This window comes from Microbacterium sp. Root1433D1 (assembly GCF_001426835.1).
GTDB lineage: Bacteria > Actinomycetota > Actinomycetes > Actinomycetales > Microbacteriaceae > Microbacterium > Microbacterium maritypicum.
Window position 1 is genome coordinate 89864 of the sequence record NZ_LMFN01000001.1, and the last position, 25386, is coordinate 115249.

Sequence of the window (25386 nt, forward strand, 5' to 3'; positions counted from 1 at the left end):
GACTCCTCTCCTACTTGACCGGCTGCAGCTGCGTCAGGACGTAGCCTGCCGCGATGGCACCCCAGGACGGCGGGAAGGCGTAGAGGTCTTCCTCGGTCGGCCAGCCCGTGTAGTCCTTCGTGTTGTAGAAGGTCTGGGTCGCGTTGATGACGAGCGGGATGTAGGGCAGGTCGCGGACGATCTCGGTCTGGATCGTGCCGTACAGCTCCTTCTTCGTGGCCTCGTCGTTCGTGCTGATCGCCGCCTGGATGGCGGTGTCGACGACCGGGTTGCTGTACCGGCTGAAGTTCCAGCGCCCTGCCGGGATCTCCGTGCCGACGGGGCTCGTCGACTCGACGGCGGTACCGCCGAACCAGTCACGGTAGATCTGGAACGGGTCGGCGACGGAGGTGCCGATCACACCACCGACGATCAGCTGGAAGTCGCCACCCTGACGGGAGTCGGAGAACTCCTGCCACTGCACCGTGGAGGCCGTGATCTTGATGCCGGCGGCCTCGGCCTGCTCGGCGATCAGCTTCGCGGCGTCGTTGTAGTCCGTCCAGCCGTCGACCGAGGTGAGCGTGAGCTCGAGCGGAGCGCCGTCCTTCTCGTAGATGCCGCTGGAGCCCTTGGTGTAGCCGGCGGCTTCGAGGATCGAACCCGCCTCGGCGGCGTTCGCCTCCTGCGGGCTGACCTCGTTGGCGGGGTCGGCGACCCACTTCTCGTCGCGGGGCAGCAGAGCGAACGTCGGCGAGATGTCGCCGGTGAGGCCGACGAACGCCTTGTCCTTGATCGTGGAGCGGTCGATCGCGGCGTTGAGCGCCTGACGCACGGCGACGTCGGTCTGCGGACCGGTGCAGCCGAGCTCGGCGTTCGAGCAGGTGTAGAGCACCGTCGGGTCCTGCGGCGTGTTGATCCAGTCGATCTTGCCGTTGGCGGTCACATCATCCGGGTTCGGGATGAACATGCCGGTCCAGTCGAGCTTGCCGGCGGCCAGCAGGTCCTGCGCGGTCTGGTTGTTGTCGACGGCGATGTACTGGACCTTCTTGACGCCCAGCTTGTCGGCGTCGCGGAAGTTCTCGTTCGCGACGAGGGTGTACGACTCGCTCGTGGTCTTGTCGACGACGTAGGCGCCGGAGCCGACCGGCTCCTCGTTCGCGAAGTTCGCGAAGTCGGTGACGTCTGCCCAGACGTGCTCGGGGAGGATGTAGGTCGACCCGAGGCGCTGGAACTCGGTGGTGTACTGCGCCGAGGAGTAGGTCAGCACGACGGTGGTGTCGTCGGTGGCCTCGGCGGAGACCAGGCCGTTGCCCTCGGGGTTGTTGGCCTCGTAGTTGAAGGAGAACGCGACGTCCTTCGCGGTGAGCGGCTTGCCGTCGCTCCACTTGAGGTCGGGCTTGATGGTGATGGTGATCACCGTGCCGTCCTCGTTGTACTCGAACGAGTCGCCGATCAGGCCGACCGGCTCGGAGTCGGCCGTCTTGTTGTAGAAGAACAGCGGCTCGTAGATCGGGCCCAGCGCGCCGTGGAGCACGGTCGGTGCGAACGGGTTGTAGTTCGCGGTGATCGGGGTCTGGCTGCCGGCCCAGACACGCAGGGCCCGGTCGCCATCGGCGTTGCCGCTGTCGCTACCGCCGCCACAGGCCGTGAGGCCCAGGGCGAGGACGGATGCTCCGGCAATCGCGGTGAGCGCAATCTTGCGCCTTCCGTTACGGATCATTTCTCTTGTTTCCTCTCGGTGCTGCACTGCAGGAGGGATCGCTCCGGATGGAGCAGAACCCCGGATGCGGGGTTCATGGGCCCCGCGGAGGCGGCCGGTCGGCCGCTCTCGAAGGGGTTTGTTAGGACAGTAACCTAACAAACCCCGTCCCGGTGAACAAGACTCCCCGAGCCCGTCAGATAACGTTTCGGACTCGACCGGCACCGTGGTCACATACGCGCACTAAGGGTGCGAATGACACTAAGATCGATCCCGGAGGTTAAGGTGCCCATGACTCAAAGCAGCGACATCCGCGTCGCCGTCTCGACGGTCATCCTGACGTTGCGACGCACGGATGACGGACGCGCGGTGCTCGCGCTGCCGCTCGTGCTGCGCACCCGCGAGCCCTTCGCCGACCAATGGGCCCTTCCCGGCGGGTGGCTCACGCCGACCGAGTCGCCCGTCGACGCCTCGGCGCGCACCCTCGCCGAGACCACCGGCCTCGCCCCCAGCTACCTCGAGCAGCTCTACGCCTTCGGCGCCGTCGACCGCTCCCCCACCAGAGTCGTGTCGATCGTGTACTGGGCGCTGCTGCGACAGGACGACGTGACGGCGCAGAGCGCAGCACATCGCGCATCCGGCGCCGCCCCAGAGAACGTGAAGTGGTTCGACGTCGACGAGCTGCCGCAGCTGGCCTTCGATCACACCGAGATCGTCGAGTACGCGCTGTGGCGGCTGCGCAACAAGGTCGGATACAGCCGCGTCGCGCAGGGATTCCTGCCCGCGGAGTTCACGCTCGCCGAGCTGCGGGAGGCCTATGAGGCGATCCTCGACCGCACCCTCGATCCCGCCAACTTCCGTCGCCAGGTGGAGGCAGCGGGCAACCTGCTCCCCACCGACCGGTTCCGCACCGGAAGCCACCGCCCCGCGCGTCTGTATCGCGACAACACCGATGTCGAGCTGGCCGATCGTGGCCCGCTCGGTCCCGAAGAAACGAGCACCCGATGAGCATCACCTTCGTACCCGCTCCTGCTGTCCCGCCCCTGGACGCCTCGGTCGACCATGCGATCCAGGCCATCGTCAGCGGAGCGTCGACCGATGCCACGTGCGCCACCGATCTCGCAGCCGGCCCCTGGGATTTCGACGCACGACCGGGCTACGGACCGGGCTCGTCCATGGGGGATGTGATCCCGACCGGAGCCCCCCGACAGGGCGAACTGCCCGTCGAGTACCGCGAAGCCTCGGAGGAAGAACTCGACGGGCGGATCCGGGCGGCGAAGGCCACCCTCGGCGACAGGGTCGTGATCCTCGGCCACTTCTACCAGCGGGAGGAGGTCGTGCAGCACGCGGACTACGTCGGGGACTCCTTCCAGCTCGCGACTGCAGCCAAGGGACGCTCCGACGCCGAGGCCATCGTGTTCTGTGGAGTGCACTTCATGGCCGAGACCGCCGACCTGCTCTCACAGCCCGACCAGGCGGTGATCCTTCCCAACCTCGCCGCCGGCTGCTCGATGGCCGACATGGCCGACATCGACCAGGTCGAGGAGTGCTGGGAGCAGCTCGAAGAGGTGCTCGGTGACCTCGACGCCGTAGACGCCGACGGGCGTGTGCCGGTGATCCCCGTGACCTACATGAACTCCTCCGCAGCGATCAAGGGCTTCGTCGGACGGCACGGCGGGATCGTCTGCACCTCCTCCAACGCCCAGACGGTCCTCGAGTGGGCGTTCGAGCGCGGACACCGGGTGCTGTTCTTCCCCGACCAGCACCTCGGCCGCAACACCGCGAAGGCGATGGGTGTGCCGCTCGAGCAGATGCCGATGTGGAACCCGCGGCGAGCGCTCGGCGGATCGTCCGCGACAGAGATCGTCGACGCACGCGTGATCCTGTGGCACGGGTTCTGCTCGGTGCACCGCCGCTTCACGGTCGGCCAGATCGACCAGGCCCGTGCCGAGCACCCCGGCGTGCGTGTGATCGTGCACCCCGAATGCCCGATGGAGGTCGTCGACGCCGCAGACGAGGCGGGCTCGACCGAGTACATCCGCCGCGCGATCGACGCGGCCACGGAGCCCACCACATTCGCGATCGGCACCGAGATCAACCTGGTCCGCCGACTCGCGGCGCAGTACCCGCAGCACGAGATCTTCTGCCTCGACCCGGTGGTGTGCCCCTGCTCGACGATGTACCGCATCCACCCCGGATACCTGGCCTGGGTGCTGGAAGAGCTGGTCGCCGGCCGCACGCCGAACCGGATCACCGTCTCCGACGACGTCGCCGATCCCGCACGGGTGGCACTGGAGCGGATGCTCGCGGCGAAGCCTCCGGCGGTCGCAGGCGCGCGATGAACGTCGTGGTCGTCGGCTCGGGCATCGCGGGACTCACCGCGGCGCTCCACGCGCACGAGTCCGGCCACGAGGTGACGATCGTCACAAAGGGCGACCTCGGCGACGGCTGCACCGGACTCGCCCAGGGCGGTGTCGCCGGGATCTACGGGCCTCGCGACTCCGCCGCGCAGCACGCCGACGACACGATGGACGCCGGTGCGGGGCTGTCCGACCCGGAAGCCGTCGGTGTGCTGGTCGCGGAGGGCGCGTCCCGGATCGCCGAGCTGATCGCCCGCGGCGTCGCCTTCGATCGCGCGGCTGACGGCTCGCTGCAGCTCGGACGTGAAGCCGCGCACCGCCACGCCCGCATCGTGCATGCGGGTGGCGACGCCACGGGAGCGGCGATCTCTGCAGCGCTGGTCGCGTCTGTGCGCCGGACGCGAATCGATGTCATCGAGCGCGCCTTCCTGATCGATCTCGTGCGCGTCGGGGGTGCGGTGCGCGGTCTGCGGATCCTTCGCGACGGCGCGGTCTCCGACACGTCGGCCGATGCGGTGATCCTCGCCACCGGGGGCGCAGGGCACCTGTATGCGCACACGACGAACCCGGCGGGAGCGACGGGAGACGGCATCGCCGCCGCGCTGCGCGCGGGAGCAGCGGTCGCCGACCTGGAGTTCGTCCAGTTCCACCCGACGATCCTCGCCTCGGGCCCGGCCTTCCTGATCTCTGAGGCCGTGCGCGGCGAAGGTGCGACGCTGATCGACGACGAGGGCCGCCGGTTCGTGTTCGACAGCCACCCCGACGGCGAGCTCGCACCGCGCGACGTCGTGTCACGGGCGATCGCCCGCCGCGCCGCGGCTCAGGGCGCACCGGTCAGGCTCGACGCCACGATGCTCGGCGCCTCCGTCCTCGCGCGACGCTTCCCCACCATCGACCGGGTGACCAGAGAGCGCGGCTTCGACTGGGCGCGTGAGCCGATTCCCGTGACACCGGCCGCGCACTATCTGATGGGAGGCGTGGTGACCGATCTCGATGGACGCACGACGGTCCCCGGTCTGATCGCCGTGGGAGAGGTCGCCCGCACGGGAGTGCACGGGGCCAACCGGCTGGCGTCGAACTCGCTCCTCGAGGGCGCGGTGTTCGGGGCCCGCGCGGCTGCCGCCCTGACGCAGCCGTGGACGGAGGTCGATCACGAGTCCCGCCCGGTCGACCCGCGCGCGCACGAGAGCCGCGACACGGGGGCGCCCGCCTTCACCCGGGCCGCCCTGCAGCAGCTCATGTGGGACGAGGTCGGACTGCTGCGGACGGGCGAAGGGCTCACCCACGCACTCCGCACGCTGCGGGCGTGGTCTTCATCGAGCTCAGCGCCGACGACGGCGAGCGCCCACGAAGACGCCAACCTGCTGCTTCTGGCGGAGTCGACGGCGTCTGCGGCGCTGGCGCGAACGACGTCCGTCGGCGCGCATCATCGTGTCGACGCGCACATTCCCGAAACCGGTGCGCGCTCGCACGCCCCCTCATCGATCCTGGAGACCGTCTGATGCTGACCACTGCCACTGTGAACCGCGTCGTCGGCGCGGCCCTCGAAGAGGACGCCCCCTGGGGCGACCTGACCAGCACCACGCTGCTGCCCGCAGATGCCACCGCCACCGCCGATCTCGTTGCTCGCGAGGCCGGGGTCTTCAGCGGTGGTGAGGTGTTCGCCGCCGCGTTCCGGCTCACCGACACGGCTCTCGACGTGGACCTGCACGTCGGCGACGGTGACGACTTCGCCGCGGGCGACGTCCTCGCGTCGGTCTCGGGCTCAGCGCGCAGCGTGCTCACGGCGGAACGCGTCGCGCTGAACTTCACGCAGCGGATGAGCGGCATCGCCACTCTCACCGCCGCCTACGTGGCAGCGATCGACGGCACGGGCGCCCGGATCGCCGACACCCGCAAGACCACGCCGGGGCTGCGCGCGTTCGAGCGTCATGCCGTCGAGTCCGGTGGCGGCCGCAACCACCGCTACTCGCTGTCCGATGCCGTGATGGCGAAGGACAACCACCTCGCGGTGCTGAAACGCTCCGGCCGCGACCTCGCGACCGCACTGCGCGAGGCGCTATCCCGCCTTCCCCACACGACTCACGTCGTCGTCGAGGTGGATCGTCTCGACCAGATCGAGGCGGTGCTCGACGGCGGTGCCCACACCGTGCTGCTCGACAACTTCTCGCTCGACGACCTGCGCGAGGGGGTTGCCCTGATCGGCGACCGCGCCACCGTCGAAGCCTCCGGCGGGGTCAACCTCGACACCGTCGGCGACATCGCCCGCACCGGAGTGGATGTGATCTCGGTCGGCGCTCTGACGCACTCCGCACGAGCCCTCGACCTGGGCCTGGATCTGCGGATCGACTGACCCCGATGTCGCACCCTGGCATGTTGTATCTCGATCACGCCGCGACCTCCCCGGTACGACCGGAGGTGCTCGAGGCGATGGGTCCGTATCTGTCCGGGGTGTACGGCAACCCGTCGAGCCATCACACTGCCGGCGAAGCCGCTGCGGGTGCTCTGCACGATGCCCGCGCACGGGTGGCCCGGATCCTCGGGATGCGCACGGGCGATGTCGTGTTCACCGCAGGGGGCACCGAGGCGAACAATCTCGCGGTGAAGGGCATCGTGCTGGCGGCTCTCGAGGCAGGGCGACGTCATCTGGTGATCTCACCGATCGAGCACGAGTCGATCCTCGAATCCGCCGAATACCTCCGACGCTTCCATGCCGTCGAGGTGACGCTGCTGCCGGTCGACGCGCGCGGGCGGATCGCACCGGACGACCTGACGGCGGCGATCCGCGACGACACAGCGCTGGTGTCGATCGGCCACGCGAACAACGAGATCGGCACGATCCAGGACGCGACGGCACTGGCTTCCGTCACCCGGGCCGCCCGTGTGCCCCTGCATCTGGATGCCGTGCAGTCGGCTGGCTGGCTGGGGCTGCGGGATCTCGGCGCCGATGCGGTGTCGATCGCCGGCCACAAGCTCGGCACCCCCAAGGGCATCGGCGCCCTGGCCGTGCGCGGGCGGGTGCCCGTCGAGCCGCTGCTGCACGGCGGCGGGCAGGAGCGCGGACGACGCTCCGGTACCGAGAACGTCGCGGGGGCCGTGGCACTCGCGACGGCTCTGGAGATCGCGGAGCACGAACGCGCGGTGGTCGCCGCGCGCGTCGGCGCGGCGACGAGGCACTTCATCGCGCTGGTACTCGAGAGCATCCCCGAAGCCGTGCTCACCGGTGACGCCGTGCATCGTCTGCCAGGGACGGCGAGCTTCACCTTCGCCGGCACTAGCGGGGAATCGGTGCTGCTCGAGTTGGAGCGCCGTGGTGTCATCTCGTCGAGCGGATCGGCGTGCGCGGCGGGCAGCGATGAGCCCTCCCATGTGCTCCTCGCCTGCGCCGTGTCGCCCGAGGTGGCGCAGACCGCCGTGCGCTTCACCTTCGGTCGCGTTCCACTGTCCGACGACGCTCCCGTACGACTGGCCGCACTCGTCATAGAGTCGGTACGCGCGGCTCGGGGCTGATACGCGGCCATAGACTCGGCAGGTGACTGCCTCCGCCCCGATCGTGACGCTGATCGTCCCCGGACGCGACATCGCCGCCTTCGCCCCCGCCGCCCTGGACTCTCTGCGCGCGCAGACCGAGTCGCGGTGGCGAGCGATCCTCATCGACGACGGCTCGACCGACGAGACGGGGGCGATCTTCGACGCCGCCGCAGCCGATGACCGTCGGTTCACGTCGATCCGACACGAGGCCTCGCGCGGTCTCGGTGCGGCGCGCAATGTCGGTCTCGATCAGGTCTCCACCCCCTACCTCGGTTTCCTCGACGCGGACGACGAACTGCTGCCGGACGCCCTGGCCCGCCTGACGGGAACGCTCGCGCAGACGGGAAGCGACTTCGTCGCCGGTGCCTACGTGCGCTCGCGTCCGCACGGCGGCGGCTACGTCGCCGGTCGCGTGCAGCCCTGGGTCTCGGCGGCGACCTCGCCGGAGCGGCTCGCGACCACTCTCGAGTCCCACCCGCGGGCGGTGTCGAACATCGTCGCGTGGTCGAAGGTGAGTCGCACCGACTTCTGGCATGATCTGCGCTTCCCCGAAGGCGTGGCCTACGAGGACCAGGTGGTCGCCCAGCTGATGTACACGCGGGCACGCGCCTTCGACGTGATCCCCGATGTCGTCGTGCGCTGGCGGCTGCGAGCCGACGGCACCTCGATCACCCAGAGCAAGGCGCAGCTGTCCGTTCTGCGGGACTATCTCGCGGCGCTGCGCGGCGGCATCCGGGTGCTGCATGAGGCCGGGGCGCACGCTTCCGTGACTGCACGGCTGGAGCTGATCCTGGCGATGGACCTCGTGCCGCTTCTCGAGATCGCCGACGCGCACCCTGATCCGGCCTACGCGGTCGACGTCGAGGCCTTCGTCGCCGAACTCCGCGCTCTTCCCGAGTTCGCAGATGCCGTGCCCGACCCTGCCATCGCCGCCGCGCTCGCGTGGTGAGAACGAGCCTCCCGACGACGGAACGGTGAACGCGTGAACGACTACCTCTCCTCCCTCTTCTCGCTCGACGGACGCACCGCGATCGTCACCGGTGGCAGCTCCGGCATCGGCCGCGGCATCGCCACAGCGCTCGCACGCGCCGGAGCGGCGACGGTCGTCGTCGCCCGCGGAGAGGACCGCATCCGGGAGACCGTCGACGAGCTGCGTGCCCACGGCTGCCGCGCAGCCGGGGTCGTCGGTGACCTCGGCACACGGGACGGGATCCGCGCCGTCGCAGAGGCCGCGGAGGTGCCGTTCGGCGAGCCGGACATCCTCGTGAACTCGGCCGGCATCAACATCCGTCCGCCGTTCGCGGAGATCACGGAGGACGACTGGGACGCGACGATGACCGTCAACGCGCTCGCGCCCTTCCTGCTCGGCCAGCGCTACGCGAAGGGCATGGCCGCGCGCGGATACGGCCGACTCCTCCACATCAGCTCCCAGCAGGCTCACCGTGCCTTCGTGGGAAGCGGGGTCTACGGCGCATCGAAGGGTGCCGTCGAGTCGCTCATGCGCTCGGAGGCCGAGGCCTGGGGCGGAACCGGCGTCACGAGCAACACGCTCGTCCCCGGCTTCGTGCTGACCCCGTTGAACGCCCGCCTGCAGCAGGATCCGCAGAAAGTCGCCGAGCTCGCGGCACGCACCATGATCGGACGCAACGGACTGCCGAGCGACTTCGCCGGGGCCGCGGTGTTCCTCGCCGGAGCGGGATCGGCCTACGTCACCGGCCACTCGCTGTTCGTCGACGGCGGACTGTCGGTGCACTGAGGCGCCTCGGTGCTCCGGGACCGGCGCCGACGGCTCAGGGCTCCGGCGGGTAGATCCGCTCGTCGGGACGAGGCTCGGCCAACAGCGGCACCGCCGCGGTGATGGCCGCGACGGCATCGGCACCGGCAGAGTCGACAGGCGCCTTGTCCGCGCGGCGCTCGGCGAGGGGTGCCGGGGCGCCGCCGGTCACCGCCTCTTCGACCGCGGCCTCGGTGTCGAGCACGCGCGACGCCGCCACCTGCTCGGCTGCGAGCTCGGCGTAGAGTCCGCCCAGTGCGAGGAGCTCGGCATGGGTTCCCGACTCGACGATGCGTCCGGCCTCCAGCACGTGGATCACGTCGGCACCCATCACTGTCGAGAGCCGGTGGGCGATGGAGAGCGTGGTGCGCCCCTTCGCCGCCTCGTCGAGCGCTTCCTGCACCACGCGCTCCGACACCGTGTCGAGCGCGGAGGTGGCCTCATCCAGAAGCAGCACCGGCGGATCCTTGAGGAGCACACGGGCGATCGCGATCCGCTGCTTCTCGCCGCCGGAAAGCCGGTACCCGCGCTCCCCCACCACCGTGTCGTACCCCTGCTCGAACCCGGCGATGATGTGGTGGATGTTCGCGGCCGTGCACGCGGCGATCAGTTCGTCCTCGGTCGCATCCGGCTTGGCGTAGCGCAGATTCTCGCGGATGGTGGCGTGGAACAGGTAGGTCTCCTGGGAGACGATCCCGACATGGTCGATGATCGACTCCTGGGTGAGCGCGCGCACGTCGGCGCCGGCGAACATCACCGCGCCTCCCTTCGCTTCGTACAGTCGGGGCGCGAGGTACAGGATCGTGGTCTTGCCGGCGCCGGACGGTCCGACGAACGCGACGTGCTGCCCCGGTTCCGCCACGAAGGACACCCCGTCGAGCGTCGGTCTGGCATCGGCGGAGGCGTCCGGATAGCGGAAGACGACGTCGGCGAACTCCAGACGCCCCCGTGGCCCCGGTGCCTCGTCGACCGTGATCGCATCCGGGGCATCCTCGATCTCCGGCACCAGGTCGAGGTACTCGAAGATGCGGGCGAACAGCGCCGATGACGTCTGCAGGTCGAGAGACACCCGCATCAGTCCCATCAACGGCATAAGAAGTCGTGCCTGCACGGTGGTGAAGGCGACGACGGTTCCCGCGGTGATGGCACCGGTGCCGCCGGCGATCAAGTAGCCGGAGACCAGATAGATGACAGCGGGAACACTGGCCATGAGCACCTGCACGACCGCGAAGAAACCCTGACCGCTCATCGCCCGACGCACCTGCAGCGTGACCTGGTTGCGGTTCTCGGCCTGGTAGCGCTCCGACTCGGTGCGCTGCCGGTTGAACGCCTTCGACAGCAGCATGCCCGAGACGCTCAGCGTCTCCTGGGTGATCGAGGTGAGCTCGGACAGGGATTCCTGCGTCTCCCCCGCGATGCGGGCCCGCACCTGGCCCACCTTGCGCTGCACGAAGATCAGGAACGGCATCATGATCACCGCGATCAGCGTCAGCCGCCAGTCGATCAGGATCATCGCGACGAGCGAGGCGATCACGGTCACGACGTTGCCGAGGATGCTGGTGACCGTGTTGGTCAGCACACCGGAGACCCCGCCGACGTCGTTCTGCAGCCGGGACTGGATGACGCCCGTCTTGGTGCGGGTGAAGAAGCCGAGCTCCATCGCCTGCAGGTGCTCGAACAGCTTCACCCGCAGGTCTCCGGTGACACTGTTGCCGACGGTCGAGGTCAGCCACGTCTGAGCGACTCCCAGCACCGCGGAGATCAGGAACAATCCGATCATCGCGGCCACGAGCCAGGCCAGCAGCTCGAGGTGCGGCCCGCCCCCGGCCACCGGGAACAGCGCGTCATCGAAGATGCGCTGCACGATCAGGGGCGGGATGACGGCGATCGCGGCCCCGACCACCACCAGGATGCCCGTGAAGAAGATGCGCCAGCGATACGCCCGGAACAACGACACCACCCGCGCGCCGAGCCCGTTGATCCGGGGGGCCTCGGCGTTCAGCTTCCGCTGCGCGTCTTCATCGACACCGCGGAAACCACCGCGATGTCCACCACCCATGCCGCCGCCCATGCTCATGGCGCCAGCGTACCCACGCACGACGACATCGAGACCCGAGCCCGCGCCGAGCGCGGATATCTGTGAGTTCGGAATGAAATGTCCGCGGCTGCCGTTACGCTGAAGGACTCTTGCGAACTCTCGCGATATCCATTCTTCTTCGCCCAGGAGGCCGCCCATGTCTGCCGTCGATACCGGCTCCCTCTCCACGACCGCCGCACCGGCGGGGGGCGAGATCTCCCGCAAGGACATGCGGGTGATCTGGCTCCTCCTGGTCGCCGCCTTCGTCGCCATCCTCAACGAGACCACGATGGGGATCGCGATTCCCCATCTGAACACCGACCTGGGCATCCCGCCCGAGCTCGGCCAATGGCTCACCAGCGCCTTCATGCTGACCATGGCTGTGGTGATCCCCACCACCGGCTTCATCCTGCAACGGTTCACGACGCGCCAGGTCTTCATCGCCGCGATGATCGCCTTCTCGCTCGGCACGCTCGTCGCGCTCATCGCGCCCGGATTCACGGTGCTGCTCGTCGGCCGCGTGATCCAGGCCGCCGGTACCGGCATCATGATGCCGCTGCTGATGACGACGATCATGAACGTGGTCCCGCCGCAGTCCCGCGGCCGCATGATGGGCCGTGTCGGCCTGGTGATCTCGCTCGCTCCCGCGATCGGCCCGACGCTCGCGGGAGCCGTCCTCGAATTCGCCAGCTGGCGTGCCCTCTTCGGGATCATCCTCCCGATCGCCCTGATCGCCCTGGCCATGGGCGCGAAGTGGATGACGAACCTCGGCGAGACCCGAGCCGTTCCGCTCGACGTTCTCTCGATCCCGCTCGCGGCGCTCGGCTTCGGCGGCATCGTGTTCGGACTCAGCCAGTTCGGCGGCGAGGGCGGATCGGGCGAGACCACCGGCATCGTCTCGCTGGTCGTGGGTGCTCTGTCGCTCGGACTCTTCGTCTGGCGCCAGCTCGTGCTGCAGCGCATCGACGACGCGCTGCTCGACCTGCGGGTGTTCCGCTCCAGCAACTTCACCCTGTCCGTGATCATCATGTCGATCCTGGCGCTGTCGATGTTCGGCACCCTGACGCTGCTTCCGCAGTATCTGCAGAACGTCGCCGGTCTGAACCCGCTGCAGTCGGGTCTGATCCTGCTCCCCGGCTCGCTGCTGATGGGACTGCTCGGACCGATCATGGGGCGCGTCTACGATGCGCGCGGCACGCGTCCGCTGCTGATCCCCGGCACGATCCTCGTCTCCGCCGCGCTGTTCTTCTACTCGACCGTGGGCGAGCACACCGTGTGGTGGGTCCTCATCATCGTGCAGGCCGCCATGTCGGTCGGACTCGCGATGTCGTTCACGCCGCTGTTCTCCGCCTCGCTCGGTTCGCTCCAGCGCTCCCTGTACTCGCACGGTTCGGCTGTGCTGAACACACTGCAGCAGGTCGGCGGCGCGGCGGGCGTGGCGCTGCTGCTGGTGACGTACTCGTCGATCCTGCACGCCGGCGAACAGGAGGGACTGTCGACCGCGGTCGCCGGTGCCCCCGGCGCGCGCATGGCGTTCCTGATCGCGGCGATCATCTCGCTCGCGGCGGTGGCCCTCAGCCCGTTCGTCCGCAAGCCTGCAGACGATGCCGGCGAAGCACTCCACGGAGGGCACTGACCGTCCGTAGACGGCCTGCGATGGCGTCTGCCTCTTACTCGCTCTTCGGTGCGGGGATGTGGCAGACGCCATCGCTGCAGTAGCCGACGGCGTCGCCTTCGAGCAGGTTCAGAGAGCCCGGGAGCGGCTGCAGCCCGAGGGGTGCTTCCTGCTGCACGGAGTCCTGCTGCGTGTTCTTCATCCCTCGATCGTACGCCTGCCCGACGCAGGTGGCGCCGAACCGGGCGAGACGCCTCGACAGTGGACGGACGGCGATTCTCGCTTACGGTTGTTCCATGCTCAAACGACTCCTCGCCCGCACGTTCTGGGCGTTCAGCAGATGGACGCTCGTGAGCGAGGCCGCACCGACACGTCCGACCGTTCTCGTGGGGGCACCCCATACGTCGAACTGGGACTTCGTCCTGATGCTCGCCATCGCGTGGCGGCTCGACATCGACGTGCACTGGCTCGGCAAGAAGAGCCTCTTCCGCGGCTGGCGTGGTCCGATCATGCGACGCCTCGGCGGCATCCCCGTCGATCGCTCCGACCCGGCTCGCGTGGTGAACGATGTCGTGGGACAGGTCCACGCCGGGACCGTGTTCGGTCTCGTCGTCACCCCGGACGGCACCCGCGGCGGCAACGAGTACTGGAAATCGGGCTTCTACCGGATCGCGCGAGAGACCGGCATGCCGGTGACCCTCGGGTTCGTCGACAGGACGACCATGACGTCGGGGCTCGGGCCGACGATCGACCTGACCGGGGATGTCGGGGCGGACATGGACCGGATCCGCGCGTTCTACGCCGACAAGGCCGGCGTGCGTCCCGAACGACGCACCGAGCCGCGGTTGCGCGAAGAGCTCCCCGCCACCACTGAGCCCGACGCCGCGTAGGCTGCGCCTCCCGCGGGAAGACCTGGACAGCACCCGCGCCGGGAAACCACACTGAGTCCATGACAGCAGACTCTTCGGGTGGCGAGCACGAGCTCGACGATCGTGCCGACGGACGGGACGAGACCGCGAATGAACGCGCTGATCGCAACTGGGATGAGTTGCTGCAGGAGCTGCGCGTCATGCAGACCGGCACCCAGATCCTCACCGGCTTCCTCCTAGCGGTCGCGTTCCAGCCCCGGTTCACCGATATGGACGAACTCCAGCGCGACGTCTACGTCATCCTCGTCGCACTCGCCGCCGTGGCGACCATCCTCGCCCTGGCGCCGGTGGGGATGCATCGCGCGCTGTTCGGGTATCGCCGCAAGCCCGACCTCGTCCGCATCGCCGCCCGGATCGTCCGCATCGACCTGGTCGTGATCGGCGCGCTCACCATCGGGGTGACCACCCTGATCGTCGACTTCACGGTGAACCGCACGGCGGGGATCGTCGCGCTCGTCGCGGCCCTCGTTCTCGTGGCGGCGCTCTGGGTGGCGCTGCCTCGCATCATGCGCGGCAGAGCCCGCGCCCGCGGAGACGCATCGGAATGACGCGGCGCTCCGCGAGCGCGCGTGCGCTCAGCGTCCTGCCGGGCTCCGGTTCTCGGCGCTGACCATCCACGCGAACTGCTCGAGCCGCTCGATGATGGCGTGCAGAAGATCCGCCGAGGTCGGGTCCTCTTCGTCGACGGCGTCGTGCACCTCGCGCACCGTGCCCACCGCGGCTTCGAGGCGCTCGGTGACCAGGTCGATCGTCTCGGTCGTCGACACCTCGCCCGCAGGGAACTCAGGAAGCGACGTCGTCTTGGCGATGGTCGCGCTGCGTCCGTCGGGGACGGCGTGCAGGGCGCGCATGCGCTCCGCGATCGTGTCGCTGAACGTGCGCGCGTCGTCGATGATCTCGTCGAGCTGACGGTGCGTGTCGCGGAAGTTACGCCCCACGACGTTCCAGTGCGCCTGCTTCCCCTGGATCGCGAGATCGAGCAGGTCGACGAGCACCGCCTGCAGGTTGTTCGCGAGCGTCGTCGAGGCGGTGAGTCCCTTTTCGGCGTTCTGCTGCCTCGTCGTCTTCGCCGCGCCCTTCGTCGAGCCGGTCTTCTTGGTCGTTGTGCTTTCAGCCATGGTGTGACCTCCTGCGGGTGACGCTAGTGCGGACGGTGGCCAGGGGCGAGGGGGTTGACACCGTGGGGACGCACCCCGGAATGTGACTCGGGTGAGTGATGCAGACGCAGTGAACGAAGACCAGGACCCGACGCAGCCGGAGATCGTCATCTCCCCGATCAGCGACGACGACGCCGGCGAGGTGCTGACCGTGCAGCGCGCGGCTTTCGTATCGGAAGCCGCGATCTACGGAAGCGTCGATATGCCGCCCCTGACGCAGACGCTCCCCGAACTGGAAGCGGAGCTCCGATCCGAGTCCGGACTGACCGCGCGCATCGACGGGCGACTCGTCGGCGCGATCCGGTACGTCGAGAAGGACGGTGTGCTCCTGATCGGCCGGATCGCGATCGCTCCCGACATGCAGGGCGAGGGCATCGGAAGGCTGCTGCTCGAGAGCGCCGAGAAGGCGTCGGGCGCTGACGTCGCCGAGTTGTTCACCGGAAGCCTGAGCGAAGCGAACATCCGTCTCTACGAGGCGTGCGGGTACGAGGAGCACGAGCGCGTGCCCGACGGCGACGGCACCGCGCAGGTGTTTCTGCGCAAGCAGCTGCGAGCAGGGTAAGAGCCTCCTCCGAATCCGCGCAAGGGGGTTGAGACCATCTCCGAGGTGGGGCATCGTAGCCCGGACATGTCGCGATCGTGACATGCCCCGACCGGAAGGAGAGTCTCGTGCTCACCCTCACCGACAACGCCTCCGCCATCGTGACGACCCTCGTCAGCCGTCAGACCGACGCCCCGGATGCCGGGCTCCGCATCCACTCGACCGAGGCCCAGGGCCCGGAGGGCGGTGCACGCCTCGCCGTGCTCGTCGCCGCAGACCCGGAGCCGCAGGATCAGGTCGTGGAGGTCGCCGGCACCCGGCTGTTCCTCGATGAGTCGGCCGCTGCCGCTCTCGACGACAAGATCCTCGATGCCGGCGTGGACGACGAAGGCTCCGTCTCGTTCGCCGTCACACCTCAGGTCGCCTGACCGAAGGATTCCGGATGCCGCGGCCGACTCGGTCGCGGCATCCGTCTGTCTGCACCGCGTAACCTGGAACGAGCTCGCAAACCCGTGCGAACAGTCGAAAGGCCACCGTGAAGATCTCTCTGCTCCGCCGCTTCGTCGTCCTCGCGGAGGAACTGCATTTCCCTCGTGCGGCGGAGAAACTCGGCATTCCGCTGGCCTCGCTCTACACGTCGATCGACAAGCTCGAGGCCGAGGTCGGCCATCCGATCGTCCATCGCGAGGGCCCGACGCGGCTGACACCTGTCGGCGAGCTCCTGCTGGTGGAGGCGAAGACGGCAGTCGCTGCCGCTCCGGAGCCGGTGCGCAACGCCCCCGCCCCTGCCGGAGGAAAGGCCAAAGCCTCGAAGGGCAAGGGCCGCACGCCCGCCGTGAAGGGGCAGCCGAAGCCGTACAAGAAGCGGCAGGGCCGCTAGCGGGACGGCGAAGGACTCAGTCCCAGTCGAGGTACTCCTCGATGACGACCGCGGTCTCGATCGGGTGCGTCATCGGGAACAGGTGATCGGCGCCGTCGATGCTCTTCACGCTCGCGCGCTCCGGTGCCGTCGACTGCAGCTGCTCTCCGTTGGCGAACGGAGCATCGATGTCCTTGGTGCCCTGGATGATCAGGACGGGCATCACCGGCGCGAGCGGGATGTCGCTCTCTTCGACCGCGAGCAGAGCCAGACCGTTCACGCGATCGGCGTGCGCCAGAGCGAAGGCGCGCGCGACAGTGCCGCCGAACCCATGGCCGCCGACCCACGTGTCGCCCAGCCCGACGTGTTCGATCACGGCGAGCGCATCCTCGACACGGTCATCCAGCGAGACCTCTTCGCGCTTGGCCTCGGCACGATGGCCGATGCGCAGCACGTGGAAGCCCGCCTCCTCGGCGAGGTAGTGCGAGACGACGCCGAGAACATCAGCAGCCAGATCGCGCTCCTGGATCAGGACGAGCTTGACCGGCCCGTCGCCCTCGTCGACGAAGGGGATCGCGCGGCCGTCGGGCTCGAAGATCTGGGTGTCGGTCATCGGCGTCAATCTCCTCGTGCCGTCGGTGTCAGGAACTCAGGCGGAACGTCCACGGCGGACGCCAGCGACCGGACCGCGGCCGGAGCCGCCGTGTCCCAGCGTATCTTGAGCGGGCGGTCAGGGAGACGATGACATCCGGATCAACTCCACCGACCGCCTACCAGGCCCGCCCGCGAAGATCGATCGGGCCCGCGGGCCAACTCCGTGGTTTCGGATCGAGCGTGAGCGTCAGAAGGGGCGGCCCCGGGGTCTGCACGACGGGTTGGCCGGCGCGGTCGATCGAGTGCTCGGCTGCCGAGACGCGGCGCCACCCGCACGATTCGTAGAAGGCGACGACCTCTTCACGGCACCCGAGATAGCCGTACTCGATACCTCCGGCATCCTTCATCGATAGGGCTGCGTGCGCGAGGAGCACGGTACCGGCTCGCTGCCCTCGCGCGTGCGGGGAGATCAGGACGCCACCGACACCCGCGACCACGACCTCCGCCGTACCGACGCCGATCGTCCGCCGCGCCCAGCCGACGTGCCCCACCACGGCAGCGCCCAACCGGGCGATGACGTGAACGTCATGGGGCGCGTAGCCGTAGGGCCGATCGGGATCCCACGCTCCGAACTCGGCGAAGTACTCGGCATCGAAAAGCTCCCGCAGCCGCGTCAGGTCATTCGCGCTCAGACGATCATGGGGAACCGTGTCGATGTCGACGGCCGTCATATCTCGACGACCTGCCCCGCCTCCACCCGCCACTGCCGGTCGGTCTGCACGGTCGCGAGCATCCGCCGATCATGGGTGACGAGCAGCAGGGTTCCCTCGTAGGACTCGAGCGCCTGTTCGAGCTGCTCGATCGCGGGCAGGTCGAGGTGGTTGGTCGGCTCATCGAGCACGAGCAGGTTGATGCCGCGTGCCTGCAGCAGCGCCAGCCCCGCCCGCGTGCGCTCCCCCGGCGAGAGCTCGTCGACGGCGCGCATCACGTGGTCGGCCTTGAGCCCGAACTTCGCGAGGAGTGTGCGGACCTCTCCCGATGCCATCTCCGGCACGAGCTCCTCGAAGGCGACGGCGAGCGGCTGCGTGCCGACGAGCTGCGCACGGGCCTGGTCGATCTCGCCGATCTGCACGCTCGCACCGAGGCTTGCGGTTCCCTCATCGGGAAGCTGCCGTCCGAGCAGCCCGCGCAGCAGCGTCGACTTCCCCGCGCCGTTGGGACCGGTGATTCCGATCCGCTCCCCCGCGTTCACCTGGAGCGATACCGGGCCGAGCTGGAAGGATCCCTGCCGGAACACGGCCGAGCTCAGCGTCGAGACGACCGAGCTGGAGCGCGGCGCCGAACCGATCGTGAACTCGAGCTGCCACTCCTTGCGCGGCTCCTCGACCTCTTCGAGCCGGGCGATCCTGCTCTCCATCTGACGCACCTTCTGCGCCTGCTTCTCGCTCGACTCCGCAGAGGCCTTGCGCTTGATCTTGTCGTTGTCGGGCGCCTTCTTCATCGCGTTGCGCACGCCCTGGCTCGACCACTCGCGCTGGGTGCGAGCACGGGCGACGAGGTCGGCCTTCTTATCGGCGAACTCGTCGTACTTCTCGCGCTGGTGACGACGGACCGTGGCCCGCTCCTCCAGGTACGCGTCGTAGCCGCCGCCGAAGACCCGGTTGCTACCCTGCGCGAGGTCGAGTTCCAGCACCCTGGTCACGCAGCGGGCGAGGAATTCACGGTCGTGGCTCACCACAACGACACCGCCGCGGAGTCCGCGCACGAAGGCCTCCAGCCGCTCGATCCCGTCGAGGTCGAGGTCGTTGGTCGGCTCATCCAGCAGCGCGATGTCGAAGCGCGAGAGCAGCAGCGCGGCGAGCCCCACGCGGGCGGCCTGTCCGCCCGACAGCGAGGTCATCATCGCTGCGGCCGGGTCGTCACCCAGATCGAGTCCGAGGTCGGCGAGCACCACCGGCAGTCGCTCGTCGAGGTCGGCAGCACCGCTCGCGAGCCAACGATCCAGCGCGGCCGAGTACGTGTCGGCGGGATCTGTGCCCGGTGCGGCGAGGCTGGGGTCACCGAGTGCTGCGGCGGCGGCATCCATGTCGCGGGTCGCGGCCGTGCAACCCGTGCGGCGGCCGATGTAGTCGGTGACGCTCTCGCCGGCGATGCGCTCGTGCTCCTGCGGAAGCCAGCCGACGAAGGCATCGGCCGGTGAGAGTCGGATCGTCCCGGCCTGGGGCTCGTCGACACCGGCCAGCAGCTTCAGGAGAGTCGACTTCCCCGCCCCGTTCGCGCCGACGAGGCCGACGACATCACCCGCGGTGACGGTCAGATCGAGGGAGTCGAACAGGGTGCGGTGGCCGTACCCGCCGGCCAGCCCTTGGGCCACGAGTGTTGCGGTCATCCGTCAATCCTGTCACCCGTGCGGGTCGTGCGCGGACGCGAGCCGTCAGCGGACGACGACGCACGATCTCTCGAGTCGACGTGTCAGCACGACGGCGATCGTCAGCGGCACGGCCGCGACCACACCGAACGAGATGTCGATGAGCTGCCAGCCGAGTGGCAAGCCCCTGAGCGCGCCGGCGATGAGTGCCAGCGGAACGATGCCCGCACACATGATGAGGCCCCAGATGGTGACCCACCCGTTACGGACCGGATCGATGAGCGGTCCGACGAAGGCGACCGCGATGGCCAGGTGGGCGAATGCCAGCCAGTCCGTGCCGTAGGCGAGGAATGGATAGTCGGTGCCGGTGGTCTCGAGCGCCTCTGCGACCCGCTGCACCCAGAATGCGAGGTCGGGGAAGACTGCGCTGAGGCCCGTGCTGTTCAGGACATCGCGCCCGAGCATCAGTTCTTCGCGCAGGGGGAAGGCGGTGACCCCGCTCACCACGAGCCCGATGATGACGATGACCAGGCAGATCCGGATGAGGGGCGTGTCGCGTCTTCCCGCCGGCGTCAGCGAGGCGCTCGACGAGTCTTCACTCATCCACAGCTCCTGGTGCTCCGTCGAGGCGGAACTCCGCCCCGTCGTGCGACCCTCTGTACCGAACCGCACCTGCCGCGAACCTACACGAATGCGATCGTGAATCCCCCGGAGAACAGCACCGCGCCCAGACCGACCAGCGCCAAGCCGACCAGCGCGATGTATGCGACTTTCCGCACCCAGTCGATGGAGCGACCGACGGATGCGGTGAGGAGCAGGATGGCCGTCGGCACCAGCATCAGCCCCCCGAACAGCAGAGCAGGCGCAACGCGAACATCGGGTGCCGGGCATGGCGACGCCAACGCACACAGGGTCGGAATGCCCTGCGCCGCCCACAGAGCCACCCAGGTCACGAGCAGGATCGCCACGGCGGGAAGCATCTTCAGCGCAAGGCTCCGACGAGAGGATTCCACAGTGTCCACAGGGTTACTTTGGCAGGCGCTCGACGAATCGCGCTAGTTGAAGCGGAACTCCACCACTATGTATGAGTGTTAGTGGTGTGCAGAGCGGCTAGCATCTCCTACCGCCACCGAGCCAACCGGAGCCAGGCCCCGTGCGATCATGGTCATATGGCTAGGCGAACCGGCAGCAACGCGCGTGGCGACATCAACGAGCTATCCTGCGCAATATCCATGATCGAGCACGGATTTGCCGTGAACGCACTAACCGCGACGGATACCGGTTGGGATCTTCATTGCCATATACCCGACGACCTAATTCTCAGCGCATCGGCGGCAGGTAGGAATTCTTGGCAGCTTTCCGGGAAGACCGCGCACATCCAGGTCAAGAGCGCCGCGACCGACAGCCTGTCAATCGGGACCGTGCGTGGCTGGCTCACAGGAACCGCTTCTGGAGTGCCGACGCTCATGTTCGGACACTACCGCGGACGACAGGTTTTCAGCGCCCCCAACGATCTAGAGGCGTGGCTCGCATCGGCCGACCGTAAGGTCAACAGCGACGACGTCAAGCACAAATACACATACGCGGGGAGAGCCACGGAAAAGCAGACACCACTCAGCTTTCATCAATATGTCGAGGAACGCTTTCCATCTGTCATACAGCTGTGGACTGAGTATCCGCAGATCGCTCTGGACTTCCCCGACCTCACCACATGGATGAACCATGAGGACCGAGCGCCAGACCCCAGACCCCGTCTAGTCGAGAACCTAGCCCTCGCAGTTTGGGCCGATGCTCGTTACGACAGGAACACGGAAGACTCCATATTGCTGGCCTCGCTGAGCAGTCTCTATGGTGCGGCCGGATGCGAGGATGGCGAAGCCTCTGCAACGGAAATATTGACGAGCGGGCTTGTTTTTAACCACACCTACCGCGATGAGCCCTTCTCACGAGATCGCGCTCAGACTTCAATCGTTCGCGCGACGACCAGTCAGACTCCGGAGGAAACCGCCAGAGAGATCCTGGAGCGCATTCACTTTCTACACGCAACGGACGCTTCGCCTGCGCACTGATAGCCGCCCTACATGTTGAAGCGGAACTCCACGACGTTCCGACGCCGAAAAAACTCTCCAGCTGCTGCGTGCCCCTGAACGTACTACTTAGCGCAGCTCGGTTGTCCTGCGACCGCGTGTAACCTTGGAGTGTGCTGATGGTCTAAAAGGCTAAGACGGCAGCCTTCATCTGCCCTCAGGCCTCTTAGAGCTGCAAATGTTCGTTCGAATCGAACCAGCGCACGTGATCGAGATCGGACTTGGACTGAGCCGCACGCCTGCGCGAGTGGCTTTCAAGAGAAACACCGGACAGAATAACCACTTCCTCATCACAGTTCTCGTAGGCCTTGACGCTGTACGCGTCGGCGAGGCAAAACTCGCCCCTGAGTTCTCGACATCGTGGAGTCCGACAGACGTGAGCCGATCTGCAATTCGCAGTCGCGAATACGCTCTCGTCACGTCGCTCGCGTGGATCACTGACCTGGTGGACGTCTACCGCAAGCGGCTCCAGGCCATGCGTTCGGTGATGAGCGATACGGGGTCAAAGAGAATCGACAAGATCGATGGCAGAGCGAACCGACTGTCTGAATTGGCCTCTGTCCTTGGCCTCCCGCGTGATGACCGCAACCTTCTGATGATGCTGTTCGCGACAAGATGGCGCAACACGATCGTTCATTCGGACGCGGACACCCGAATCGGGAGGGACCTGCGAAGCAGGCTTCTGAACTCGGCACAAGATATCTCGCTCGAGCATCGTGGACTCGATATCAGTAGATCGATCGAATCATTCGAACGAGACGACGCGCCGACCTTCAAAGAAGTCGCGTCGATCATCGCGGCTGGCCAGCAGCTCGTTGAGGCACTGGATGTGCGCGCCGTCACCATGATGGACGTTGAGCACTACGCCGAGTCAACACTCAACACGCACCTCTCGGCCGCTTTCACTTTGAACGCGCAGGTGTACGCACAGTATTGGTCAGGCAACCAAGCTAAGACCCAAAAGCGACTGACCGCTCTCCTCGCCCAGCTCGGCTTCACTCGTGGTGATGCTCTCTCGCAACTCAGCCCCGAATATCTGAACTCGACATCAACATTGACTGCTCGCGCGGCCCGTGCACGATTCTCGCCACTAGAAGGGCCCTAATTGGGCACCCACGAGTCGTGTCTCAGACACGAGTTTCAGGATTCGTGAGTTCCACGCAACAGCGGCACTTGTCGAAGTTGACGCGGGGCGTGCGATACACCAGATCCGGTACCCATCCACAGCTCCTGAGACTCAGTTGTTGAAGCGGAACTCCACGACGTCGCCGTCCTGCATGACGTAGTCCTTGCCCTCGAGGCGGGCCTTGCCCTTGGCACGGGCCTCGACGACGGAACCTGTCTCGACCAGATCCTCGAACGAGACGATCTCGGCCTTGATGAAGCCCTTCTCGAAGTCGGTGTGGATGACACCGGCGGCCTGCGGCGCCTTCGAGCCCTTGGGGATCGTCCAGGCGCGAGCTTCCTTCGGGCCGGCCGTGAGGTACGTCTGCAGGCCCAGGGTGTCGAAGCCGATGCGGGCGAGCTGGTCGAGGCCGGACTCGTCCTGGCCGGTCGAGGCGAGCAGTTCCGCCGCATCCTCCGGGTCGAGGTCGATGAGCTCGGATTCGATCTTCGCGTCGAGGAAGATGGCCTTCGCCGGGGCGACGAGGGCTGCGAGCTCCGCCTTGCGCGCATCGTCGGTCAGCACGGCCTCGTCGACGTTGAAGACGAAGATGACAGGCTTCGCGGTGAGCAGACCCAGCTCCCGGATCGGCGTCAGGTCGATACCGGCGACCGACAGCAGCACGCCGCGCTCCAGCGCATCCTTCGCCGCGTTCGCGGTCTCGAGCACGATGGGCTCGATCTTCTTGCCGCGCACTTCCTTCTCGTACCGGCTGATCGCCTTGTCGACGGTCTCGAGGTCGGCGAGCATGAGCTCGGCGTTGATCGTCTCCATGTCGGAGGCCGGGTTGACCGTGCCGTCGACGTGCACGACGTCGTCGTCGGCGAAACCGCGCACGACCTGTGCGATGGCGTCGGCCTCACGGATGTTCGCGAGGAACTTGTTGCCGAGTCCCTCACCCTCGCTCGCACCGCGCACGATGCCGGCGATGTCGACGAACGACACTGCCGCGGGGAGGATCCGCTCGCTGCCGAAGATCTCCGCGAGCTTCTCGAGGCGCGGGTCGGGCAGGTTCACCACGCCGACGTTGGGCTCGATCGTCGCGAACGGATAGTTCGCCGCGAGCACGTCGTTCTTGGTGAGTGCGTTGAAGAGGGTGGACTTGCCGACGTTGGGCAGGCCGACGATGCCGATAGTGAGAGCCACGGGGCACGAGTCTACCTGGCCGGAGCCCCGCGATCCTGCGGAAGGCTGCGCGTCAGTCGCGGACGGCGCGGTACGCCCTGGTCACGTACGGGAGGTCGATGGTCGCGTCGCCGTGCAGGTCGAGCTCGTCGAAGAGAGCGTCGAGCTCCCGTCGGATGCGCGTCTTCTCCTCGTCGGGAGCGGTGATGATGTAGCTGCGCGACGCCGCCATCCGATGCAGCACATCGCGGGTGACGGGTCGGACCCATTCCCAGCGCTCCTGGTCGAGCGGTCCGAACGGCGCGGTGACGACCGGATCGCCCTCGGCGAGCATGATCTCGGCGTGGCTGCCGTGCATGACCTCGGTGAGCCTGCGTACCCACTCGACGCGATCGTCGCGGATGTTCCAGATGAGGCCGAGCACTCCCCCGCTGCGCACCGCACGACCGATCTCGGTCGAGCCCGCGACGGGATCGACCCAATGCCAGGCCTGGCCCAGCACGACGGCATCGACACTCGCATCAGGAAGGGGCAGCCGCTCCGCCGACCCGACGAAGGTGGGCACTCCCGGCACCGCGCCACGGAGGGTCGCGAGCATCTCGGAATCGGGGTCGATCGCGACGACCTCTGCGTCAGGCGCCTGGGCGAGCACTCGGGTGAGCTTGCCCGTTCCCGCGCCGACATCGGCGAGGCGGCGGGAATCAGCCGGCATCCGTTCGAGCATCCAGGCCACCGCCTCGAAGGGGTATTCGGGCCTGCCGAGCTCGTAATCCCCGGCCTGCGCTCCGAACGACGTCGCCATGTCCTCAGCCATGTCGCCAGCATACGGCGAGTCTGCGACCCCACTTCGAGCACCCGGGGGAAAGTGGGGATGTGCCACTGGACTTCACTGCGATCAACTTCGAGACCGCGAACTCCAGCCCGGCCTCCGCGTGCTCGGTCGGACTCGTCCGTGTGCGCGGCGGAGAAGTCGTCGCCACCACCGGATGGCTGATCCAGCCGCCGCCGGGACACGACGAGTTCCAGGAATGGAACGTGCGCATCCACGGCATCCAGCCCGAGGACGTGCTCTCGGCCGCGACCTGGGTCGACCAGTTCGACCGCCTGTGCGCTTTCGCCGGAGCCGACGTGCTCGTCGCGCACAACGCCGGCTTCGACCTCAACGTGCTGCGCCGCGCCTCCGAAGCGACGGGTCAGCTCTGCCCGCCCTACCGCTCGCTGTGCAGCCTGCAGGTGGCCCGCAAGACGTACACGCTCGATTCGTATCGCCTGCCGATCGCCGCGGCCGCCGCGGGGTTCGAGGAGTTCTCGCACCATGATGCGCTCGCCGATGCCCGCGCCTGCGCGCAGATCGTCATCGATTCGGCAGCACGAGCAGGTGCGGCCGATGTCTTCGCCCTCGCCGATGCTCTGAGCCTGCGTGTCACCGCGCCCGTCGCTCCGGTCGCCCCCGCTCTGGAGCGCGCCGTCGCCTGACCCGCCTCGTCGCGTCTGACTCGTCACGCGGCATCTGTGCGCGGCGACCG

27 protein-coding genes are annotated in these 25386 nt (G+C 67.8%); 16 read left to right on the forward strand and 11 right to left on the reverse strand.

Annotation, left to right across the window (positions count from 1 at the left end; all coding sequences use genetic code 11):
• Positions 1-10 precede the first annotated feature (10 nt).
• Positions 11-1699, reverse strand: a complete 1689-nt coding sequence (locus ASD13_RS00385) for an ABC transporter substrate-binding protein (RefSeq protein WP_055864487.1) — start codon at positions 1697-1699, stop codon at positions 11-13.
• A gap of 270 nt (positions 1700-1969) precedes the next feature.
• On the opposite strand from ASD13_RS00385, the gene ASD13_RS00390 reads away from it, so the two are divergent.
• From ASD13_RS00390 to ASD13_RS00420, 7 genes are read left to right on the forward strand one after another with little or no spacing between them, the layout of a single operon-like run.
• Entirely contained in the window at positions 1970-2686 is a 717-nt protein-coding gene (locus tag ASD13_RS00390) for an NUDIX hydrolase (RefSeq protein ID WP_055864489.1), read from the forward strand.
• Entirely contained in the window at positions 2683-4020 is a 1338-nt protein-coding gene (nadA, locus tag ASD13_RS00395) for a quinolinate synthase NadA (protein ID WP_055864492.1), read from the forward strand. Before ASD13_RS00390 ends, nadA begins: the two co-directional genes overlap by 4 nt.
• Entirely contained in the window at positions 4017-5540 is a 1524-nt protein-coding gene (gene nadB / locus ASD13_RS00400; protein WP_055864495.1) for an L-aspartate oxidase, read from the forward strand. Before nadA ends, nadB begins: the two co-directional genes overlap by 4 nt.
• Positions 5540-6391 carry a carboxylating nicotinate-nucleotide diphosphorylase gene (gene nadC / locus ASD13_RS00405; protein WP_055864497.1) on the forward strand — a complete coding sequence of 284 codons (852 nt, stop codon included), beginning with the start codon at positions 5540-5542 and terminating at the stop codon, positions 6389-6391. The genes nadB and nadC overlap by 1 nt, the downstream gene beginning before the upstream one ends.
• Before the next feature lie 20 nt (positions 6392-6411).
• Complete coding sequence (locus ASD13_RS00410) at positions 6412-7548, forward strand: cysteine desulfurase family protein (protein ID WP_055864500.1); 1137 nt, start codon at positions 6412-6414, stop codon at positions 7546-7548.
• Positions 7549-7570: 22 nt separating this feature from the next.
• Positions 7571-8518, forward strand: coding sequence for a glycosyltransferase family 2 protein (locus ASD13_RS00415; RefSeq protein WP_055864503.1), 948 nt, complete (start codon positions 7571-7573; stop codon positions 8516-8518).
• 33 nt (positions 8519-8551) lie between these two features.
• Positions 8552-9325, forward strand: coding sequence for an SDR family NAD(P)-dependent oxidoreductase (locus ASD13_RS00420; protein ID WP_055864506.1), 774 nt, complete (start codon positions 8552-8554; stop codon positions 9323-9325).
• A 34-nt stretch (positions 9326-9359) separates the two neighbouring features.
• On the opposite strand, the gene ASD13_RS00425 is transcribed toward ASD13_RS00420, so the two are convergent.
• The gene (locus ASD13_RS00425; protein ID WP_055864509.1) at positions 9360-11414 is read right to left on the reverse strand and encodes an ABC transporter ATP-binding protein; all 2055 of its coding nucleotides are present in this window, start codon (positions 11412-11414) and stop codon (positions 9360-9362) included.
• Positions 11415-11577: 163 nt separating this feature from the next.
• Between ASD13_RS00425 and ASD13_RS00430 the strand changes: the two genes are divergently transcribed.
• Complete coding sequence (locus ASD13_RS00430; RefSeq protein WP_055864512.1) at positions 11578-13056, forward strand: MDR family MFS transporter; 1479 nt, start codon at positions 11578-11580, stop codon at positions 13054-13056.
• Between the two features lie 34 nt (positions 13057-13090).
• Here ASD13_RS00430 and ASD13_RS17520 read toward each other — a convergent pair whose 3' ends face one another.
• Positions 13091-13237, reverse strand: a complete 147-nt coding sequence (locus ASD13_RS17520; RefSeq protein ID WP_170287859.1) for a hypothetical protein — start codon at positions 13235-13237, stop codon at positions 13091-13093.
• A gap of 94 nt (positions 13238-13331) precedes the next feature.
• On the opposite strand from ASD13_RS17520, the gene ASD13_RS00435 reads away from it, so the two are divergent.
• Together ASD13_RS00435 and ASD13_RS00440 are read left to right on the forward strand one after the other, a co-directional pair.
• Entirely contained in the window at positions 13332-13925 is a 594-nt protein-coding gene (locus ASD13_RS00435) for a 1-acyl-sn-glycerol-3-phosphate acyltransferase (RefSeq protein WP_055864514.1), read from the forward strand.
• A gap of 59 nt (positions 13926-13984) precedes the next feature.
• Positions 13985-14512, forward strand: coding sequence for a DUF6328 family protein (locus tag ASD13_RS00440; RefSeq protein ID WP_055864516.1), 528 nt, complete (start codon positions 13985-13987; stop codon positions 14510-14512).
• A 27-nt stretch (positions 14513-14539) separates the two neighbouring features.
• Here the strand turns inward: ASD13_RS00440 and ASD13_RS00445 are convergent, their stop codons facing one another.
• Positions 14540-15082 (reverse strand): Dps family protein, encoded by a 543-nt coding sequence (locus tag ASD13_RS00445; protein WP_055864518.1) that lies wholly within the window; start codon positions 15080-15082, stop codon positions 14540-14542.
• Positions 15083-15173: 91 nt separating this feature from the next.
• Between ASD13_RS00445 and ASD13_RS00450 the strand changes: the two genes are divergently transcribed.
• From ASD13_RS00450 to ASD13_RS00460, 3 genes are all read left to right on the forward strand, one after another.
• The gene (locus tag ASD13_RS00450; RefSeq protein WP_229778915.1) at positions 15174-15683 is read left to right on the forward strand and encodes a GNAT family N-acetyltransferase; all 510 of its coding nucleotides are present in this window, start codon (positions 15174-15176) and stop codon (positions 15681-15683) included.
• 107 nt (positions 15684-15790) lie between these two features.
• On the forward strand, positions 15791-16090 hold the full coding sequence (locus ASD13_RS00455) for a hypothetical protein (RefSeq protein ID WP_017828684.1): 300 nt from the start codon (positions 15791-15793) through the stop codon (positions 16088-16090).
• Positions 16091-16197: 107 nt separating this feature from the next.
• The gene (locus ASD13_RS00460) at positions 16198-16542 is read left to right on the forward strand and encodes a LysR family transcriptional regulator (RefSeq protein WP_017828685.1); all 345 of its coding nucleotides are present in this window, start codon (positions 16198-16200) and stop codon (positions 16540-16542) included.
• 16 nt (positions 16543-16558) lie between these two features.
• Here the strand turns inward: ASD13_RS00460 and ASD13_RS00465 are convergent, their stop codons facing one another.
• From ASD13_RS00465 to ASD13_RS00485, 5 genes are all read right to left on the reverse strand, one after another.
• Positions 16559-17134, reverse strand: coding sequence for an alpha/beta fold hydrolase (locus tag ASD13_RS00465; RefSeq protein ID WP_055864520.1), 576 nt, complete (start codon positions 17132-17134; stop codon positions 16559-16561).
• Between the two features lie 157 nt (positions 17135-17291).
• A complete protein-coding gene (locus ASD13_RS00470) occupies positions 17292-17846 on the reverse strand; it encodes a GNAT family N-acetyltransferase (protein WP_055864522.1) in 555 nt (184 codons plus the stop codon).
• Positions 17843-19504, reverse strand: a complete 1662-nt coding sequence (locus tag ASD13_RS00475; protein WP_055864526.1) for an ABC-F family ATP-binding cassette domain-containing protein — start codon at positions 19502-19504, stop codon at positions 17843-17845. Before ASD13_RS00475 ends, ASD13_RS00470 begins: the two co-directional genes overlap by 4 nt.
• Positions 19505-19549: 45 nt before the next feature.
• Complete coding sequence (locus ASD13_RS00480; RefSeq protein ID WP_055864530.1) at positions 19550-20086, reverse strand: hypothetical protein; 537 nt, start codon at positions 20084-20086, stop codon at positions 19550-19552.
• An 80-nt stretch (positions 20087-20166) separates the two neighbouring features.
• Positions 20167-20505, reverse strand: coding sequence for a hypothetical protein (locus ASD13_RS00485; RefSeq protein WP_127482640.1), 339 nt, complete (start codon positions 20503-20505; stop codon positions 20167-20169).
• Positions 20506-20652: 147 nt separating this feature from the next.
• Between ASD13_RS00485 and ASD13_RS17305 the strand changes: the two genes are divergently transcribed.
• Both ASD13_RS17305 and ASD13_RS00490 read left to right on the forward strand, forming a co-directional pair.
• A complete protein-coding gene (locus ASD13_RS17305) occupies positions 20653-21552 on the forward strand; it encodes a hypothetical protein (RefSeq protein WP_162246273.1) in 900 nt (299 codons plus the stop codon).
• 223 nt (positions 21553-21775) lie between these two features.
• Positions 21776-22675, forward strand: a complete 900-nt coding sequence (locus ASD13_RS00490; RefSeq protein WP_157535553.1) for a hypothetical protein — start codon at positions 21776-21778, stop codon at positions 22673-22675.
• A 132-nt stretch (positions 22676-22807) separates the two neighbouring features.
• On the opposite strand, the gene ychF is transcribed toward ASD13_RS00490, so the two are convergent.
• Positions 22808-23881, reverse strand: coding sequence for a redox-regulated ATPase YchF (ychF, locus tag ASD13_RS00495; protein WP_055864540.1), 1074 nt, complete (start codon positions 23879-23881; stop codon positions 22808-22810).
• Between the two features lie 52 nt (positions 23882-23933).
• A complete protein-coding gene (locus tag ASD13_RS00500) occupies positions 23934-24674 on the reverse strand; it encodes a class I SAM-dependent methyltransferase (protein ID WP_055864543.1) in 741 nt (246 codons plus the stop codon).
• A 59-nt stretch (positions 24675-24733) separates the two neighbouring features.
• Between ASD13_RS00500 and ASD13_RS00505 the strand changes: the two genes are divergently transcribed.
• The gene (locus ASD13_RS00505; RefSeq protein ID WP_055864546.1) at positions 24734-25336 is read left to right on the forward strand and encodes a 3'-5' exonuclease; all 603 of its coding nucleotides are present in this window, start codon (positions 24734-24736) and stop codon (positions 25334-25336) included.
• The last annotated feature ends 50 nt before the right edge of the window (positions 25337-25386 follow it).

Coding starts and splice junctions, on each gene's coding strand:
- ASD13_RS00470 (WP_055864522.1), bottom strand. CDS start 17,846: ATGACGGCCGTCGACATCGACACGGTTCCCCATGATCGTCTGAGCGCG.
- ASD13_RS00500 (WP_055864543.1), bottom strand. CDS start 24,674: ATGGCTGAGGACATGGCGACGTCGTTCGGAGCGCAGGCCGGGGATTAC.
- ASD13_RS00465 (WP_055864520.1), bottom strand. CDS start 17,134: ATGACCGACACCCAGATCTTCGAGCCCGACGGCCGCGCGATCCCCTTC.
- nadA (WP_055864492.1), top strand. CDS start 2,683: ATGAGCATCACCTTCGTACCCGCTCCTGCTGTCCCGCCCCTGGACGCC.
- ASD13_RS00390 (WP_055864489.1), top strand. CDS start 1,970: ATGACTCAAAGCAGCGACATCCGCGTCGCCGTCTCGACGGTCATCCTG.
- ASD13_RS00410 (WP_055864500.1), top strand. CDS start 6,412: ATGTTGTATCTCGATCACGCCGCGACCTCCCCGGTACGACCGGAGGTG.
- ASD13_RS00440 (WP_055864516.1), top strand. CDS start 13,985: ATGACAGCAGACTCTTCGGGTGGCGAGCACGAGCTCGACGATCGTGCC.
- ASD13_RS00435 (WP_055864514.1), top strand. CDS start 13,332: ATGCTCAAACGACTCCTCGCCCGCACGTTCTGGGCGTTCAGCAGATGG.
- ASD13_RS00475 (WP_055864526.1), bottom strand. CDS start 19,504: ATGACCGCAACACTCGTGGCCCAAGGGCTGGCCGGCGGGTACGGCCAC.
- ASD13_RS00445 (WP_055864518.1), bottom strand. CDS start 15,082: ATGGCTGAAAGCACAACGACCAAGAAGACCGGCTCGACGAAGGGCGCG.
- nadC (WP_055864497.1), top strand. CDS start 5,540: ATGCTGACCACTGCCACTGTGAACCGCGTCGTCGGCGCGGCCCTCGAA.
- ASD13_RS00425 (WP_055864509.1), bottom strand. CDS start 11,414: ATGGGCGGCGGCATGGGTGGTGGACATCGCGGTGGTTTCCGCGGTGTC.
- ASD13_RS00430 (WP_055864512.1), top strand. CDS start 11,578: ATGTCTGCCGTCGATACCGGCTCCCTCTCCACGACCGCCGCACCGGCG.
- nadB (WP_055864495.1), top strand. CDS start 4,017: ATGAACGTCGTGGTCGTCGGCTCGGGCATCGCGGGACTCACCGCGGCG.
- ASD13_RS17305 (WP_162246273.1), top strand. CDS start 20,653: ATGGCTAGGCGAACCGGCAGCAACGCGCGTGGCGACATCAACGAGCTA.
- ASD13_RS00480 (WP_055864530.1), bottom strand. CDS start 20,086: ATGAGTGAAGACTCGTCGAGCGCCTCGCTGACGCCGGCGGGAAGACGC.
- ASD13_RS17520 (WP_170287859.1), bottom strand. CDS start 13,237: ATGAAGAACACGCAGCAGGACTCCGTGCAGCAGGAAGCACCCCTCGGG.
- ASD13_RS00385 (WP_055864487.1), bottom strand. CDS start 1,699: ATGATCCGTAACGGAAGGCGCAAGATTGCGCTCACCGCGATTGCCGGA.